Genomic DNA, 17,363 nt, shown 5'->3' on the forward strand with positions numbered 1-17,363 from the left:
GCACACCTCACTTAACAATGTCAATTATTATTTGAGTATTTTTTGGTATATCATCTGAAATTTGATAAGCTTCATTTAATAATTTTAACGCATATTCGATATTACTTTTTTCATTTACGTACATTTCAACAATGGGCTCATCTTTGTTGACTCTATCGCCTAATTTTTTGAGAATTTTGAATCCAACAGAATGATCGATTTTGTCCTCCTTTTTTGTACGTCCTGCACCTAGATAATTGCATGCAATTCCAACTTTTTCAGTATCAATTTTTGAGATATAACCATCTTTATTGGATTTGAAGTGAATGATCTGATTAGATATAGGCAAAATGTTCTCAGGATTATCAACCACTTCAGGGTTACCACCTTGTGCTACAACTAAATCTTTGAATTTTTCTAAGGCCTTTCCAGAATATAATGAATCTTCTACCATGTTTTTACACTTGTCAATATCACCTAATCCTGCTAAATAACACATCCAAGATGCAAGAGTGATGCATAACTCAACAAATTTCTGTTCACCATTGCCTTTAAGAGTATTAATTGCTTCTAATACTTCTAAAGAATTTCCTACAAAAATTCCCAAAGGTTCATCCATATTTGTTAAAACTGCAACTGCTTCTTTACTATGTGCTTTGGCAATTCCAACCATGGCTTGAGCTAGAGTTTTAGCATCTTCTAGTGTTTTCATAAATGCTCCACTTCCAACTTTTACATCTAAAACAAAAGCATCAGCACCACCCGCAAGTTTTTTACTCATTATACTTGCAGCAATTAAAGATATTTCATCAACTGTGGCTGTAGCATCACGCAGAGCATAAATTTTTTTGTCAGCTGGCGCTAAATTAGCAGTTTGTCCGGCAATAGCTATTCCATATTTATTTACATTTTCGAAAAACTTTTTAAGCGATAGACTAGTTTTAAAACCTGGTATTGATTCTAATTTATCAATAGTCCCTCCAGTATGTCCAAGGGCTCTTCCGGACATTTTTGCAACAGGAATTCCCAGAGATGCCACTAGTGGAGCAACGACAAGTGTAGTTTTGTCGCCTACACCTCCAGTAGAATGCTTATCTACTTTTTTTCCTTTTATAGGAGATAAATCAATCACATCACCAGAATGTGCCATGATTTCAGTTAAAATTGCTCTTTCTGAATCGTCCATATGTTTGAAATAAATAGCCATGAGAAGGGCAGCCATTTGATAATCAGGAATTTCGCCGTTTACATAACCCATTATCATATATTCAATTTCTTCTTTTGAAAGTTTTCCACCGTTTCTTTTTTTCAATATTATGTCATATGGTCTCATTTAATTTTTCCTCCTTGTTTATAGGTAATGTTATTTTAAATGTTGTTCCTACCCCTTCTTTACTGAAAAATTCAATTGTTCCTTTATGATGCTCTACTATTGTTTTTACAATAGAAAGCCCCAAACCGGTACCACCTAATTTTCTACTTCTGGCTTTATCAACTCTGTAAAACCTTTCAAATAACCTTTTCTGAGCTTCCTCAGGTATTCCAACTCCGGTATCTTTCACTTGTACAACAATATTATTTCCTTCTTTATAAGCATCTACTTTTACAATTTTTTCACCTTTTTCTTTTAAAGAAGTATACTTTATTGCATTATCCACAAGATTCAAAACCATTTGAATTAGTCTATCTTTATCTCCAATTAAAAGTAATTTGTCAGGATAAGTAAATTCAACTTCTACTCCGTAATCTTCTGCTAAAGGTTCAATTATATGTCTTACATGTTCTAATACTTCGGTGAAATTTATTTCTTCAAATATGAATTGCGAGTTCCCCGATTCAAGTTTTTCAAGATCTAAGAGATCATTAATTAGTCTAGTCATTCTTGCTGATTCAGATTCAATAATTTTCAAGAATTTTCTAACAATTTCTCTATTTGATAAATCATCTTCCAATAGAGCTTCAGCATATCCATGAATAGATGTTAGAGGGGTCCTTAGTTCATGTGAAACATTTGAAATAAATTCTTTACGTACATTTTCAAGCATTCTTTCGTTGGTTATGTCATGGAGAATTACAATATACCTTTCGTTATTTTCTTCCAAAGTTACCGGAACTATTTTAACTTCATAGTATCTTTTTTCTCCTTCAATAAATATAGTAATTTCTCCAGATTGTATTTTTTTAGTTTTTGTAGCTTCTTCAAACATTTGATTTACAAAATACTCTTCAAAGACTTCGTAGATTTTTCTACCTTCAACACCAGGACGAGTGATTTCTCGAGCAGCAATATTTGCAAAAGTGATAGTTCCATCATTTTTTGCAATAATTATAGGTTCGATTATATTGTTCAATATTGTAAGTTGATTACGCATGGAATGTTCAAGCTCATAGTTTTTCTCTAAGAGTTCGTTAATTTTTTTCCGAACCTTTTCAGAAATGTATAGAGGAGGCGCATCAGGATCCTCCTCTATAATTTCAGCTATTCTAAAAATTGATTTTTTCAATGCCGAATTTTCATTAAAAAATTTTTTTAAAAAGTAAATGAGTGCAACTATAACTAAAAGTAGAATAATAACAGGGACAAAATTCATCAATTATTCTTCCTTTCCGGGATCTCTAAATTTGTAACCTTTTCCTCTAACAGTTACAATGTATTTTGGATTTGAAGGATCTTCTTCGATTTTTGTTCTCAATCTTCTAATATGAACATCCACTGTTCTTGTATCTCCAAAATAATCATAACCCCATAGTTTGTCAAGCAAGACGTTTCTGGAAAATACTTTACCTTCATTTTCAGCTAAGAATCTCAAAAGATCAAACTCAAGTGGAGTGAGATTGACTTTTTTCCCTTTAATTTTTACTTCATACTTATCAACGTCAATTTCTAAATCTTTTGCAGTAATTTTTTTGGGTTTTTCTTCTTTTACTTGTGCAGACATTTGTATGCGTCTAAATACTGCTTTTATTCTAGCAAGAAGTTCTCTAATACTGAAAGGTTTCGTAATATAATCATCTGCACCAAGCTCTAGACCCAAAACTTTATCGAATTCTTCTCCTTTAGCACTTAAAAAAATCACGGGAGTAAATTTGTACTTTTCTTGACTTCTAATGTTCCTTACAAAATCAAAACCATCCATACCAGGTAACATAATATCAACTAAAAACATATCTACATCTTTGTCTTTAATTTCTTCTAAAGCTTTTTCTGCATCTTCAACCGGGATTACTTCGTAGCCTTCCTTTTCGAGAGTAAAACTAATGAGCTCAAGAATCTCAGGCTGATCATCAATAACCATAATTCTCCTTTTCGCCATAAAAAGGCCTCCTCTCAAAATAATTAAATTGTTAAATGATATCTTCTTGAAACATTATATCATATTTTTTAACAAAATGGAAATAGTTGTACATAGAATTGGAACAATTTTTTTGTAAAATAAAATTAGAAATTTCACATATTCAAAAAAGGAGGGTTACTATGCTTGTATATTACATACCACCAGTATTAGCAATTTTTTTCGCGTTTTTAAATTTTTATTTAGTATTAAAAAAATCTGAAGGTACTGAAAAAATGCGGGGAATTTCACTAGCAATTCGCGAAGGAGCTGATGCTTTTATTTCACATGAGTACTCTGTAGTTTTTAAACTTGCAATTCCGATTTCTATAATTTTAGGTTTTCTTACTGCATGGTATGTTGGAGTTTCTTTTTTAATTGGTGCTGTAATGAGTTCATTAGCTGGATTTGTGGGTATGAAGATAGCAACACGGGCTAATGTAAGAGTTGCAAATGCTGCACGTGAAACAAAGGATATTGATAAAACCTTGAAGATAGCTTTTCAAGGTGGTTCTGTTATGGGGCTTTCAGTTGGTGGCTTTGCATTGTTAGGACTTGTGATAATTTTTACTATCTTTAGTTATCAGCTTAAACCTGAAAATTTGGTGATTGTAAAGAATTTTCTTGGAATTAATTTTATTCCTTTTGCAATGACTGTTTCAGGTTATTCATTGGGATGCTCGATTATTGCAATGTTTGACAGAGTAGGTGGAGGAGTATATACGAAAGCAGCAGATATGGCAGCAGACCTTGTTGGAAAAACTGAGTTAAACCTTCCTGAAGATGATCCAAGAAACCCCGCAACAATTGCAGACAATGTAGGAGATAATGTAGGAGATGTTGCAGGATTAGGAGCAGATCTTTTGGAAAGTTATGTAGGTTCAATCCTTTCTGCAATTGTTTTGGCTTCATATATATTTGCGCTTACTGGAAATCAATTTTATGAAACAGCAAAAAAACTAATATTTTACCCACTTTCTTATACAATGATTGGACTTTTATCAAGTATAATTGGAATTTATTATATAATCTTAAAAAAAGGTGCTGGAAAACCTCATAAAGATTTAAACGCCGCACTTATTACTTCTGCAACTTTAAGTATAATTGGGAATTTTATATTTACATATTTTTATTTAAGTGGTACACCAAATTTGCAAAATTTTGGTTTTAAATTTGGAGCTTTCTCACCATTTTTCTCATCAGTTTTAGGAGTCTTTGTAGGAATTATAATAGGTCTTTTAGCTGAATATTATACTTCAGATGAATATAGTCCAACAAGACTTTTAAGTGAAAAATCCAGACAAGGAACAGCTATTGTAATCAGTAGTGGGATGGCTTTAGGTATGAAAAGTGTCTTTTTACCATCATTATTCTTATTCTTTGCAATAGTCTTAGCAGATTATTTTTCTGGATTATATGGAGTTGCCATGGCTTCTATAGGTATGTTGTCATTTGTTGCGACTTCAGTTTCAGTTGACTCATATGGCCCAATTGCTGATAATGCGGGTGGAATAAGTGAAATGTCTGAACTTGAGTCAGAAGTTAGGGAAATAACTGATAGATTGGATATGGTTGGTAATACTACGGCAGCAATTGGTAAAGGTTTTGCGATTGGTTCAGCAGCATTAGCAGCATTATCACTTTTTGCGTCATATATATTCTCTCAAACTTCACCAGGTCAATTTGTCAAAAATGTTTTTGACATTTTAAACTTGAATATTGTAAATGCACGAACACTTTCGGGTGCTATAATTGGTGCAGCTTTGCCATTCATGTTTAGTGGAGTCCTTATAGAATCAGTTGTAAAATCTGCGGCTTTAATGGTTGATGAAATCAGAAGACAAGTAACAGAAAGTCCTGGAATTTTGGATGGAACAGTTAAACCTGATTATGAAAGATGTGTTAAAATTAGTGCGGCTGGAGCAATAAAGGAAATGAGCAAACCTATATTTATTGCTGTTGCAACACCAATTATTTCGGGATTTTTGTTTGGAACTGAATTTGTTGGTGGCGTTTTAGTTGGAACAACATTAAGTGGTATAATGTTGGCATTATATACGGCAAATGCAGGTGGAGCTTGGGATAATGCGAAAAAACATTTAGAGCAGGGAAAATTGGAGGGACTTTCAAAAGGTACACCTGAGCATAGTGCACTTGTGATTGGTGATACTGTTGGTGATCCTTTAAAAGATACTGTAGGTCCTAGTTTAGATATTTTAATAAAAATAATGTCTGTGATATCATTAATTTTAGCCCCGTTATTTATGGTGTACCATTTATTCTAAAGTTTTAGGAGGTATAAATGCGTTTATTAATAGGTAAGTATATTCCTTGTGAATCATTTTTACATTCACTAGATCCAAGATCGAAAATTTTAGGTACATTTATCATTATCACTTCTATTTTGTTAATAAACAATTTATGGGGATATATTATCCCCTTTTTTATCTTTATTATACTTGTTCATTTATCTAAAATAAATTTTTTAGTGTATTTGAGTTCAGTAAAAAGTATGTGGTTTTTAATTTTGTTTGCAAGTGTTATTCAATTTTTTGTAAGTGGTTTGGAAATGTCATTATTTATAGCTCTGCGATTGTTTTTTGTAGTTGTTTTCGCATCGTTTTTAACTTTCACTACACCTCCGCTGCTGATTGCCCGAGGGTTGTCATCAATCATGAAATGGTTTGGAATAAAAGAAAGCTATAGAGAAGATTTCAGCATGATAATGACTATATCAATGAGATTTATACCGATTTTATTTGATGAAATAGATAGGATAATAAAAGCTCAAATTGCCAGGGGAGCAAAATTTGATCAACCTGGTTTGAGGTATAAGATTAAAGGTTTGGTTATTATAATTATTCCTTTGTTGATATCAGCTATTAGGAAAGCCGAAGAAATTTCTATTGCGTTGCAAGCTAGAAAATATGGGATTGGTCCGAGAACAAGCTATTATGTATTGGAATGGACTAAAAAAGATTCATTGTTTTTGTCATTAACGTTATTTTCATTGTTTACTATTATTATTTGGGGGTGAAAGAATGATTTTCACTTTAACAATGAACCCATGTTTGGATAGATATATATATATCGATAAATTAGTCTATGATGATACTATAAGGGCGAGAAAAATTGTTGATTATCCCGCAGGTAAAGGAATAGACGTTTCAAGAGTTATAAAGGAGTTAGGAGGGATTTCAATAGCTATTACTTTTTTGGGGGGAGATAATGGTCGGAAAATAGAGAACATGTTAGATAAAGAAGGGGTAATATATAGTTCAATAAGAGTTGAATCTGAAACACGGATGAATATTATATTGGAATCAAAAGGAGGACAATATAGAATAAGCATGCCAGGTGCAAAGATTAGTAAGAGAAAGTTAGAAGTGGTTTTTGAAGTTTTGGAAGCTCTTGTTAGAGAAGATGATATAGTTGTTATTTCTGGTAGTTTACCACAGGGAGTTAAACCTGAAATTTATTTTAAAATTATAAAATTGTTAAAAGATAGAGGGAGTTATGTGTATTATGATACTGATGGTGAAGCTTTAAAAATAGGCATTCATGCAAAACCAGATGCTATAAAGCCAAATATTCACGAATTTGAAAGATTAATTGAAAAAAAAATAAGCTCTGAAAATCTTTCTGAGTTGATAAGTGAAGGTAGAAGATTAATAGCGGAGTTTGAATTAAAAGAAATCCTTCTTACTTTGGGTGGAAAAGGTTCGTTGTTAATAACCAATGAAAAGGCATTGTATGCCCACCATGTAGAAGTTCCCATAAAGAGTGCAGTTGGGGCAGGTGATTCATTTTTAGCAGCTTATGTATTGAAAAAGAATGAAGGTAATACCGAAATTGAAGCTTTCAGATGGGCAAATGCTGCAGGAAGTGCAGCAGTTATGACGCCTGGAACGGAATTGTGTCGTATAGAGGATGTTTTAAATTTGCTAGAAAAGATTAGAATAGAGAAAGTTAAATCATAAAATTGAATACTTGGCATATTAATGTTTTGTTGAAAAACATTCAAAAAGAGTGTATAATAATTTTTGAAAAGTTAGTTTGATTTAATTTTTTTAAAGGGGGTAAAAATATGAGATTAAGTGGGAAAGTGTGTATAATAACGGGGGCTGCAAGTGGAATTGGAAAAGCAGCTTCTTTGTTATTTTCAAAAGAAGGTGCAACGGTTATAGCGTGTGATTTATCAAAAGAAAATTTAGAATTATTGGTAAAAGAAAATCCTGGTCCTGGAATTATAGATTATTATATTTTAAATGTGACTGATAGAGAGGCTATATCTAAAATGGTCAATGATGTTGTTGAAAAATATGGGAAAATTGATGTATTAGTTAATAACGCTGGAATTACGAGAGATGCTTTACTTTTAAGAATGAAGGAAGAAGATTGGGATGCAGTGATAAATGTCAATTTAAAAGGTGTTTTTAATATGACGCAAGCAGTAGCACCAATAATGTTGAAACAAGGAAAAGGGAGTATAATAAATACTTCTTCAATAGTAGGAGTATTTGGAAATATAGGCCAAACAAATTATTCTGCAACCAAAGCTGGAGTTATTGGAATGACTAAGACTTGGGCAAAAGAATTATCAAGAAAAGGTGCTCAAATAAGAGTAAATGCAGTTGCACCTGGGTTTATAAAAACACCTATGACTGAAAAAGTTTCGGAGAGAATATTAACAGCTTTGAATGAGAAGATACCATTAAAAAGAATGGGCGAACCTGAAGAAGTGGCAAACTTATATTTGTTCCTTGCCTCTGATGAATCTTCATACATTACTGGACAAGTTATTGGGATAGATGGTGGATTGGTTATTTAAAGTTTAAAAATGGGGGTTGTATAACCCCCATTTTTGTTTTAAAATTTTAATTTTAAAATATGTTCTCTTAAAGCGTCAATTGAAGCGCCATATTCAATGTTATTTCTAAGACCACTAAATGTTATAGAAATTGGATTAAGTGAAATTGAAGATATTTTCTTTTCTAAATTTTGTACAAACCATTTTGAAACTCCTTCTCCAGAAAGAATAATTTTTTCTGGTGTTAATAACTTAATCATATTTGAAATGAAAATTGCTAGATAGTCGAATGTATCTTTGTATAATTCTTCTGCTTTTTTTCTATATGATTTATAAAGATTTCGCATTTCGTTTAAATCATTTTCGTAATTTTCTTGGTTAGATATAAATTCTTTAATGTTTAAATTTTTGTATTTGTATTTTTTTAAATTTGCATAGTCAGAAGCAACAGTTTCAAGACATCCTACTAGGCCACAGTAGCATCTTTCGCTTCCACCAGCGTGGAAATGACCAAGTTCAATAACCTTTCTTTCGCTTTTTTCATAGATTCCGTGCGATTCATAAAAACATGCACCGATTCCAGTTCCATAATTAATTACCAATATTTTTTTTCCACCATGTTTAACAAATTCTTCCGTTGCAATAGCTTCAACATCGTTGATTATTGTAATGGTAGCATTTGGAATTAAAGTTTTGATAATGTTTTTTGGTTCAAAATCTTTTAAATTTAATATGTTTGAATAAACTTTGTTTTTTATAATTTTTCCTGAAAAAGCGATACCAACAGCAACAATATCTTCTTTTGAAGATATTTTATTTATAATTTTTTTGATAACTTTCGGTAAATTTTCGTTTCCTATATCACTTTTGGTGAGTTTTATTGAAATTTTCTCTAACTCTTCAAAATATCCATTGAAAACCGTTAATCCTAAGCTTTCTCTACCAACCCTTACACCGATACTTTTCCAATTATCTTTGTATAATTTTACAAAATGTTTTGGTCTACCAGCAATTCGTTGGTTTTCCTGAAAAATTGATATATATTTATTTTTTTTAAGATTATTCAGTATGTAAGTTAAACTTGAAGGAGTAATTTTCAAAGTATTTATAAGTTCATTTCTGTAGACTTTTTCTTTAAAAAGTAGGTTTAAAAGTATCTTTTTGTAATTAGTTAATTTCAATAAATTACCTCCTTAATTACTTTTAAGTACCTTTTTAAATGGGCGGTAGTTAAGAACTTTTCTTTAACAAGCTTTTTAGCATTTCTTCCAAATTCCTCTTTGAGAGAACTATCATTAATTATATCATATAATGCATCTGCTAGTTCTTTAACGTCGTTACGTAAAAAACCGTTGAAGCCGTCAAGAATTTGTACTTTTACTCCTCCAGTAGGTCTTGCAACAACAGGATTTCCTTTCCAAAGCATTTCTGAGATTACTAAGCCAAATCCTTCTTTAGTTGCTGTATGTAATCCTACAGTAGATATTGTTTGAAATACATTAACTTCTAAATGTCCAACCCCTTTTAAATCTGTTAGAAAATGTATATCCGGATCTGTTCCGGCATATCTTAAAATTTCTTCAAATAGTATCCAACCTTCTGGATCATCTTTTGCCATTGCTGATACGATTAGAAGTTGTAGATCAACTTTTTCTTTTAATATTCTGTAAACGTCTATAGCACTTTTTAAATCTTTCCAAGGATCGAACCGTGCTACAACGGTAATTATTGGCCTGGTGATATCGATATTATATTTTAAAATTATTTCTTTGATAGTTTCTTCAGGAAGTTGTTTATTTTTGTCACTTAAAGGATCTATACTTGGTGGAAATTCAACTGCAATATCTTTAAAAGGTTCTTGCACGTATTCGGTTAAGTGAAACAGAGCTTTTGAATATTTTTTTGCTGCTTTTTTTGTGATTTTTTCCCAAATTATTTTATTAGGGCTGGAAGTGTCTATATGACATCTCCAAATGAACTTCCCTTCTTTAAATAAAGGAATAAAGTATGGTTGAGGATCATGAATAATTACAATGTCAGCATCTAAATTAAGTTTTTCTGCATTTTCTTTGTTGACTTTTTCAAAAAGTTCTAATTCAGAATCTGTGATATCCACATATGCACCTTGGAATGCGTTATGAAGTTTTTTAGTTACATTAAAAAATTCATTAGGAGCTTCAAGTACTTCCCAATATGCGTCTAAACCCAAATCTCTCATTAAAGGTACTAGAGTATATAATAGTTCGGCAACGCCACCGCCATATGAAGTTGCATTAACATGAACAACTCTCAAACCTTTTAGTTCCTTTGCTAAGTTAATAAGTTCATCAACTTCATCACTTACAATATTTTTATAGTTGGAGATTCTTTTAATAGGTAATTCTACTCTCAAAATGTTCACCTCCATAAATTCGAATTTCGAAAAAATTATAACACATTTTATTTTAAAGCAAAAACAAGTTATATTGTAGAATAATATGAATTGCGAAGATTTATTATATTATTTAATAATAATAAGATGTTAACAAATTTAATTAGCAACAATTCCAATTTTTTGTTAAATAAAAAGATATTTTTTTTGTAATGAAATAATTTTGAAAAAATTGTAATTATTCCTGATTAGTACTTTGTAAATGTGATTATTGTTCAAATTTAAACTTAAACTTAGTTTTCAAATTATCGGTAAATATGTTAGTATTAATTCGAAAATTGAAAAAACTATTTTTAAGGAGGAGGTGTAAGTATGAAAAAGTTGTTAGCTTTGGTATCTTTATTAGCGTTATTTGTCGTTTCTTTTTCACTAACTACTATAACCATGACATCTGGGGGTGTCGGAAAAGAACTTGAGGTTTTATATGCGCAGTTAAAAGAGTTCATGAAACAGAATCCAGATATAGTTGTTACTGTTATACCAATGCCAGATTCATCCACTGAAAGACACGATTTATATGTAACTTATTTAGCTGCTGGTGAAAGTGATCCAGATGTGCTTATGCTTGATGTTATATGGCCACCAGAATTTGCACCATTTTTAGAGGATTTGACAAAAGATTACGATTATTTTGAACTTGACAAATTTTTACCAGGAACTGTAAAATCTGTTACAGTTGATGGCAGAATTGTTGCAATACCATGGTTTACTGATGCAGGTCTTTTATACTACAGAAAAGATTTACTTGAGAAATATGGTTATGATCATCCACCACAAACATGGGATGAATTAGTAGAAATGGCTCAGAAAATTTCTAAAGCGGAAGGAATTGAAGGTTTTGTATGGCAAGGTGCAAGATATGAAGGTCTTGTATGTGATTTCATGGAATATGTATGGTCCTTTGGCACAGATGTTTTAGATGATAACGGAAATGTTATTATTAACAATCCAAAAGCAGTTGAAGCGTTGCAATTTATGGTTGATCTTATTTACAAATATAAAATTACACCAGAAGGTGTAACAACCTACATGGAAGAAGATGCAAGAAGAATATTCCAATCAGGTAATGCAGTATTCATGAGAAACTGGCCATATGCTTGGTCACTTGCAAATAGCGATGATTCTCCAATAAAAGGAAAAGTTGGTGTTGTGCCACTTCCAAAAGGACCAGGTGAAGATGGTAGACATGCAGCTACCTTAGGTGGATGGAATTTAGGTATAAACATTTTCTCATCAAAAGAAGAAAAAGAAGCTGCTAAGAAGCTTATAAAGTTCCTAACAAGTGCTAATCAACAGCTTTATAAAGCAGTAAATGCTGGACAAAATCCAACAAGAAAAGAAGTGTATAACGAACCTGAATTAAAAGAAGCCAATCCATTTATGGTAGAATTGTTCGATGTATTTATTAATGCTTTACCAAGACCAAGAACTGCAAATTACGCAGAAGTTTCTGACGCAATTCAAAGATATGTTCATGCAGCATTGACAAGAGAGTTAACGCCTGAAGAAGCACTTTCAAAACTTGAAAAAGAATTAAAATTACTTCTTGGAAAATAAAAATTATGGGGGACTTTGTCCCCCATAATTCTAATATTTTCATTGTGAGGTGATATGGTGCAAAAAAAAGAACCCAGAATTGCTTTTTTTATGATATTACCTGCCATTCTTGTAATTTCCGTAATTGCATTTTTCCCTTTGTTTAAAACCTTTTATGATAGTTTCTTCTCTTTCAGTTTGAATCCCAGATTTCCTAGGGAATTCATTGGTTTTGGTAATTATGTAAGACTTTTTCGTGATCCAAGATTTTGGGATGCGTTAAAAACAACGATTATTTTCACAGTTGTTTCTGTGACATTAGAAACTATTTTAGGACTGATGATTGCACTTGTTGTACATCAAGAATTTAAATTTCGTGGAGCAGTAAGAGCTGCAATGTTAATTCCATGGGCTATACCTACTGCAATTTCATCTCAAATGTGGAGATGGATGTTTAACGACCAATTTGGTATAATGTCAAGATTTTTTGAAAAATTACATATTATTGAACCTGGTACGCCAATTCTTGGAAGACCTGGTCTTGCATTATTTGCTATAATTCAAGTTGACGTGTGGAAGACAACACCGTTTATGGCTTTACTGATCCTTGCCGGTTTACAACTTATACCTGAACAGTTGTACGAAGCAGCAAAAATTGATGGTGCTAATATGCTTCAAAGATTTTTTAGAATAACACTCCCACAGTTAACACCAACCATAGCAGTGGCATTGATATTTAGAACTTTGGATGCTTTAAGAGTTTTTGATGTTGTATATGTAATGACACGTGGAAGCGTAGGAACTGAAACTTTATCCGTATATAACAGAGTACTTTTGATGGATAGAGCTTTCACCAGTGCTTCGTTTGGATATGGTTCAGCTTTGTCAGTGGTAATATTTATTTTGATATCAATATTTGCAATAGTTTATATAAAATCTTTAAAACTCCAATTTGAATGAGGAGTGTGAAAAGAATGCAAACAAGAAAAATTATATATAAGGTAATTTTATATCTGTTAGTTGCTATTATTTTAATATGGTGTATTTTTCCTTTTTATTGGGCGGTTGTGTCATCTTTAAAGCCGGATCAAGATTTGTTTGAAATAAATCCATCACTTTTTCCAAAAAGAATTACGTTTGAAAATTATATAAAAGTATTCACCGAAAGGCCATTTCATGTGAATATTTGGAATAGTATTGTTGTTGCTGGTACTACTACGATTGTTTCTTTAATAATTGGTTCTCTAGCAGCTTATGCAATTGCAAGACTAAGATTTAAAGGTAAAGTTATTGTTATGTCATTGATTTTAGCAGTTAGTATGTTTCCTCAAGTTTCCATATTAGGTTCTTTATTTGTATTACTTAGAAGTATGAAGTTGATAAATACTTATCCAGGTTTGATTTTACCTTATGTATCTATCACTCTCCCATTAACTACGTGGATTTTACAGAATTTCTTTAAAGAGTTACCAAAAGAGGTGGAAGAATCGGCAGCCATTGATGGTTGTTCAAGGCTTAGAACACTTTGGTCTATTGTACTACCAATGGCAGCCCCAGGACTTGTTGCAACAGGATTATTGACATTTATTTCTGCTTGGAATGAGTTCTTATTTGCTCTTACTTTTATGCAAAGGCCTGAAAAGTATACCGTGCCAGTTGCAATAGCACTTTTTAAAGGTGCGTCACAATATGAAATTCCATGGGGGCAAATTATGGCTGCAGCTGTAATAGTTACAGCACCATTGGTTATTCTTGTATTAATATTCCAGAAAAAAATTATTGCAGGTTTATCAGCTGGTTCGGTAAAGGGGTGAGATATTGAGAAATTTAACTATTAGAAAGTTTAATGAATTATATGATGAAGGAAAAATAACTTCTGAGAAATTGGTTGAATTTTACTTAGAACGTATTGCAAATGTTTCTTTAAATGCTATTTTAGAAATCAATCCAGATGCTTTGTTTATTGCAAGAGCAATGGATGAGGAAAGAAAAATAGGGAAAAAGCGAAGTAATTTGCATGGTGTTCCGGTAATAATCAAGGGAAATATAGATACAAATGATAAAATGCAAACGACTGCTGGTGCAAAAGTACTTTCAGGAAATTATGCAAAAAAGGATGCATTTTTAGTCCGAAAATTAAGGGAAGCTGGAGCTGTAATTATAGGAAAGGCAAATCTAACAGAATTTGCAAATTTCGTTTCTTTTAAAATGCCAAATGGTTTTAGCAGGTTAGGAGGACAAACAAAAAATCCGTATGGGGAATTTGACACAGGAGGTTCAAGTTCAGGTTCTGCAGTAGCAGTGGCTGCTGACTTTGCACTTGTTTCTATAGGCACTGAAACATCAGGTTCGATATTATCGCCTGCGAGTAGTAATTCCTGTGTTGGTTTAAAACCAACAGTTGGAACAGTTAGTAGATCTGGGATTATACCAATTTCATATACTCAAGATACAGCAGGTCCTATCACTCGAACAGTTGAAGATGCTTTTGAAGTATTTAAGGTTATACATGGTTTTGATTTAGAAGATCCTGCAACTTATATAGTGAAAAATAGGGAATTTCCAGCAAAACTAAAAGAAATTCCAGATTATTCTGGAATGATATTTGGATATAGTGAGCAATTCTTTAAATGGTTAGCTGAAGAACAGATTTTGCTATTTAAAGATACTTTGAAAAAGATTGAAAGTTTGAATGGAAAAATTGTTGAGGTAAAATTTGAAAATCTTGATAAAATAAATAATATAAATGTTTTATTTTATGAATTTAAGCATGGAATAAATAATTATTTAAAAGACAAGGATTTGAAAGTAAAAACATTAACAGATATTATTAGATTTAATTTTGAAGATAAAGATGCAATACCATATGGACAGAGTATTTTACTAAGAGCTGATGCAACAGATATTAATGAAAAAGAGTATATTGAGTCATTATTAAACGATAGAAGATATGCAAAAGAAGAACTAGATAAGTTGTTTGAAAAATATAACCTGACAGCACTTTTATTCCCAGCAAATTATGGAGCACATATAACGGCAAAAGCAAAATATCCTTCTATAACAGTGCCAGCAGGTTATACAAATTCTGGACCTTTTGGTTTAACCTTTTCAGCAAGAGAGTTTGAAGAAGAGAAACTATTATCTTTAGCATGTGTATTTGAGAAAAAATTTCCGGTACGTAAGCTTCCGTTAAATTGAATAAGAAATAAAGTCAACTTTAATTTATATTTACCTTTTAAAAGAAGTCGTATCCAAAGTGAGAATTATAATTTGAGTCCCTCACTTTCGTGAGGGACTCTTTTGTTTACTTTTTAAAAGAAATTGCATTTACTGAACATACATTTTTACAATTTAGACATAACAAGCATTCTTTGTTTATGATCCTACGTTTATTATTATCAAGAATAATTATTGTATTTGTAGGACAATCCTTTTGGCATAAACCACACCCTGTACATTTTTCTTCATTTATTCTTAATTTTGTAAGTGGTTTCATGCTAAATAAGCTTAAAAGTGTTCCATATGGACATAAATATTTATGCCAAAGTTCTTCTTCTTCTTCTTCTTCAAAAAATAGTGTAATTAGCACAGAAAAACCAACAATGTACAATAAAAGGTTTAAGCGTATTTTAACAATTCTTGTAATTATAAATATACTTATAAATGAAAAGAGCAATATATACCTTAAAATTTTTAATTTTGTGGATGAAGTTACTTTAAATCTTTTTATTTTCAACTTTTTATACACGAAATCTATAGGTTTAAATAAAGTATCCATTGGACATATCCAGCTGCAGTAAAATCTTCCTAAAAATGGTGAAAGAAGTAAACCACCCGCAAAAATAAAAAGCCACTTAAAAAGTGTTTGATTTTTTAATAAAATGAAAAAAATAACAAGAAAGGCTATTTGAGAAATAGTCATCAGAATATTAGTAAAATTGCTTTTTTAAATCACATAACCTCTCCTTAGTTCTGGGTTGAAGTTTTCAAATAATATTATAATAATTTTTTTGGTGAATTTACGTAATATATGTTACGGAAGTTTGCAAAAATGAAATAATGAAATAAGACGATGATAGATTTTTATTCTTTAATTAAAGATACTAAAAATATTTCAATCAAGTTGAGTGAGATGATAACCAAAAATCCGAATAATAATCCGTGTGATTTCCCAATGAACCCTACTAAATATGAGAAGAATCCAGAAATTATTGATGTACTACCAGAAGCAATGCTTAAAGCTATTCCTTTATTCTTTTTGTATTTTTCCACAATTAATGCTTGAATAGTAGGATAGGTAGTTGCAAAAGCTGTTCCAGTTAATATGGTTCCAATTGAAGAAAGAAAAATATTTTTTCCAACAAATATTGTAAAAATTGAGAAAATTAGTGACAAGGTTACAATAATAATTAGCCACTTTTTATAACCATATTTTTCTGGCATATGTGATAATATTGTTCTTCCTAAGAATAACCCAAGCCACAAAAAGGAAGGATACAATGCAGCAGTAGAAATATTGAGTCTTCTTATTTCAAATAGAAACGTCGAAATCCAAGAAGAGAAGTTCATTTCATAACTGACATAAAAAGAAAGTGAAAGAGTTAAAATTATTAAGGTGAAATTAATTATACCCTTTTTTGAAACTTTCACTTCATTTAAATAATTTTTATGGATTGAGCTAATAAAATTTTTTATTTGAAATAGAAAAATTAAGGGAATTATATTAAAAAATATTCCAATTAAATAAGATAATTTCCAATAACTAGTATATTTTAATATTAAGGATGAAAAAATGGGGCTACTTAGAGCTCCGATGGCAAAGGCTGAATGTAGTAAATTTAGTGCTTTCCCCTTTTTTCTGTTACCTGATACACCGATGAGAAATGGTATTGAAATTTCCAGTCCACCACCTCCGAAGTTTATGAAAAAGATTCCAAAAACCATTAAAATATAGGAATTCATAACATACATTAAGATGTTACCAATTAAAAGAATCAATATTGCAATTAAGATTACTTTAAATGCATCGGTTTTTTCCAATAAGAAACCGTATAACAATGATGATAATAAGAATGCAATAGAACCAATTGAAAAAGCTAACCCTATCAATGAATGATCGATATTGTATGTTTTTTCGATAACAGGGATCAAGGTGCTTATGATTATTAACGAAAAACCAAAAATGAAAAAACTACTGAATCCAAATATTAATTCTGATTTTTTCACTTTTTCACCTCTCAAATGTTTTATCTTTTTTATATTTTAACATCATATT

At 31.2% G+C, this 17,363-nt stretch carries 15 protein-coding genes; 8 read left to right on the forward strand and 7 right to left on the reverse strand.

The features are described 5' to 3' along the window. Positions 1 to 7: 7 nt before the first annotated feature. Genes BUB65_RS04705 through BUB65_RS04715 form a run of 3 tightly spaced genes read right to left on the reverse strand, consistent with a single transcriptional unit; the run spans position 8 to position 3,293 of the window. Positions 8 to 1,312 (reverse strand): thymidine phosphorylase, encoded by a 1,305-nt coding sequence (locus BUB65_RS04705; protein ID WP_073072807.1) that lies wholly within the window; start codon positions 1,310 to 1,312, stop codon positions 8 to 10. Then, positions 1,299 to 2,570 carry a sensor histidine kinase gene (locus BUB65_RS04710; protein ID WP_073072808.1) on the reverse strand — a complete coding sequence of 424 codons (1,272 nt, stop codon included), beginning with the start codon at positions 2,568 to 2,570 and terminating at the stop codon, positions 1,299 to 1,301. Before BUB65_RS04710 ends, BUB65_RS04705 begins: the two co-directional genes overlap by 14 nt. A 3-nt stretch (positions 2,571 to 2,573) precedes the next feature. Beyond that, positions 2,574 to 3,293 (reverse strand): response regulator transcription factor, encoded by a 720-nt coding sequence (locus BUB65_RS04715; RefSeq protein ID WP_073072809.1) that lies wholly within the window; start codon positions 3,291 to 3,293, stop codon positions 2,574 to 2,576. A 161-nt stretch (positions 3,294 to 3,454) separates the two neighbouring features. Between BUB65_RS04715 and BUB65_RS04720 the strand changes: the two genes are divergently transcribed. From BUB65_RS04720 to fabG, 4 genes are all read left to right on the forward strand, one after another. Further along, a complete protein-coding gene (locus BUB65_RS04720) occupies positions 3,455 to 5,596 on the forward strand; it encodes a sodium-translocating pyrophosphatase (RefSeq protein ID WP_073072810.1) in 2,142 nt (713 codons plus the stop codon). Between the two features lie 17 nt (positions 5,597 to 5,613). Then, complete coding sequence (locus tag BUB65_RS04725) at positions 5,614 to 6,348, forward strand: energy-coupling factor transporter transmembrane component T family protein (protein WP_073072811.1); 735 nt, start codon at positions 5,614 to 5,616, stop codon at positions 6,346 to 6,348. Positions 6,349 to 6,352: 4 nt separating this feature from the next. Continuing rightward, entirely contained in the window at positions 6,353 to 7,291 is a 939-nt protein-coding gene (locus tag BUB65_RS04730) for a 1-phosphofructokinase family hexose kinase (RefSeq protein WP_073072812.1), read from the forward strand. Between the two features lie 107 nt (positions 7,292 to 7,398). Further along, positions 7,399 to 8,142 (forward strand): 3-oxoacyl-[acyl-carrier-protein] reductase, encoded by a 744-nt coding sequence (gene fabG, locus BUB65_RS04735; protein ID WP_073072814.1) that lies wholly within the window; start codon positions 7,399 to 7,401, stop codon positions 8,140 to 8,142. Positions 8,143 to 8,180: 38 nt separating this feature from the next. Here fabG and BUB65_RS04740 read toward each other — a convergent pair whose 3' ends face one another. After that, a complete protein-coding gene (locus tag BUB65_RS04740; protein WP_073072817.1) occupies positions 8,181 to 9,302 on the reverse strand; it encodes an ROK family protein in 1,122 nt (373 codons plus the stop codon). Next, positions 9,299 to 10,513 (reverse strand): glycosyltransferase, encoded by a 1,215-nt coding sequence (locus BUB65_RS04745; RefSeq protein ID WP_073072819.1) that lies wholly within the window; start codon positions 10,511 to 10,513, stop codon positions 9,299 to 9,301. The genes BUB65_RS04740 and BUB65_RS04745 overlap by 4 nt, the downstream gene beginning before the upstream one ends. Before the next feature lie 351 nt (positions 10,514 to 10,864). Between BUB65_RS04745 and BUB65_RS04750 the strand changes: the two genes are divergently transcribed. Genes BUB65_RS04750 through BUB65_RS04765 form a run of 4 tightly spaced genes read left to right on the forward strand, consistent with a single transcriptional unit; the run spans position 10,865 to position 15,286 of the window. After that, positions 10,865 to 12,109, forward strand: a complete 1,245-nt coding sequence (locus BUB65_RS04750) for an ABC transporter substrate-binding protein (protein ID WP_073072822.1) — start codon at positions 10,865 to 10,867, stop codon at positions 12,107 to 12,109. Between the two features lie 54 nt (positions 12,110 to 12,163). Next, positions 12,164 to 13,048 (forward strand): carbohydrate ABC transporter permease, encoded by an 885-nt coding sequence (locus BUB65_RS04755; protein WP_073072824.1) that lies wholly within the window; start codon positions 12,164 to 12,166, stop codon positions 13,046 to 13,048. 14 nt (positions 13,049 to 13,062) lie between these two features. After that, the gene (locus BUB65_RS04760) at positions 13,063 to 13,902 is read left to right on the forward strand and encodes a carbohydrate ABC transporter permease (RefSeq protein ID WP_073072827.1); all 840 of its coding nucleotides are present in this window, start codon (positions 13,063 to 13,065) and stop codon (positions 13,900 to 13,902) included. Between the two features lie 4 nt (positions 13,903 to 13,906). After that, positions 13,907 to 15,286 (forward strand): amidase family protein, encoded by a 1,380-nt coding sequence (locus BUB65_RS04765; RefSeq protein ID WP_073072829.1) that lies wholly within the window; start codon positions 13,907 to 13,909, stop codon positions 15,284 to 15,286. Between the two features lie 106 nt (positions 15,287 to 15,392). Here the strand turns inward: BUB65_RS04765 and BUB65_RS04770 are convergent, their stop codons facing one another. Together BUB65_RS04770 and BUB65_RS04775 are read right to left on the reverse strand one after the other, a co-directional pair. Further along, positions 15,393 to 16,010: a 4Fe-4S binding protein gene (locus BUB65_RS04770; RefSeq protein WP_073072832.1), complete on the reverse strand. Its 618-nt coding sequence runs from the start codon at positions 16,008 to 16,010 to the stop codon at positions 15,393 to 15,395. Positions 16,011 to 16,171: 161 nt separating this feature from the next. Then, positions 16,172 to 17,314, reverse strand: a complete 1,143-nt coding sequence (locus BUB65_RS04775; protein WP_073072834.1) for an MFS transporter — start codon at positions 17,312 to 17,314, stop codon at positions 16,172 to 16,174. Positions 17,315 to 17,363: the final 49 nt, after the last annotated feature.

Source organism: Thermosipho atlanticus DSM 15807, assembly GCF_900129985.1.
GTDB lineage: Bacteria > Thermotogota > Thermotogae > Thermotogales > Fervidobacteriaceae > Thermosipho_A > Thermosipho_A atlanticus.

Bases quoted from the DNA above. Each gene is read 5' to 3' on its own strand.
- BUB65_RS04705 (WP_073072807.1), bottom strand. From the start codon at position 1,312: ATGAGACCATATGACATAATATTGAAAAAAAGAAACGGTGGAAAACTT.
- BUB65_RS04710 (WP_073072808.1), bottom strand. From the start codon at position 2,570: ATGAATTTTGTCCCTGTTATTATTCTACTTTTAGTTATAGTTGCACTC.
- BUB65_RS04715 (WP_073072809.1), bottom strand. From the start codon at position 3,293: ATGGCGAAAAGGAGAATTATGGTTATTGATGATCAGCCTGAGATTCTT.
- BUB65_RS04720 (WP_073072810.1), top strand. From the start codon at position 3,455: ATGCTTGTATATTACATACCACCAGTATTAGCAATTTTTTTCGCGTTT.
- BUB65_RS04725 (WP_073072811.1), top strand. From the start codon at position 5,614: ATGCGTTTATTAATAGGTAAGTATATTCCTTGTGAATCATTTTTACAT.
- BUB65_RS04730 (WP_073072812.1), top strand. From the start codon at position 6,353: ATGATTTTCACTTTAACAATGAACCCATGTTTGGATAGATATATATAT.
- fabG (WP_073072814.1), top strand. From the start codon at position 7,399: ATGAGATTAAGTGGGAAAGTGTGTATAATAACGGGGGCTGCAAGTGGA.
- BUB65_RS04750 (WP_073072822.1), top strand. From the start codon at position 10,865: ATGAAAAAGTTGTTAGCTTTGGTATCTTTATTAGCGTTATTTGTCGTT.
- BUB65_RS04755 (WP_073072824.1), top strand. From the start codon at position 12,164: ATGGTGCAAAAAAAAGAACCCAGAATTGCTTTTTTTATGATATTACCT.
- BUB65_RS04760 (WP_073072827.1), top strand. From the start codon at position 13,063: ATGCAAACAAGAAAAATTATATATAAGGTAATTTTATATCTGTTAGTT.
- BUB65_RS04770 (WP_073072832.1), bottom strand. From the start codon at position 16,010: ATGACTATTTCTCAAATAGCCTTTCTTGTTATTTTTTTCATTTTATTA.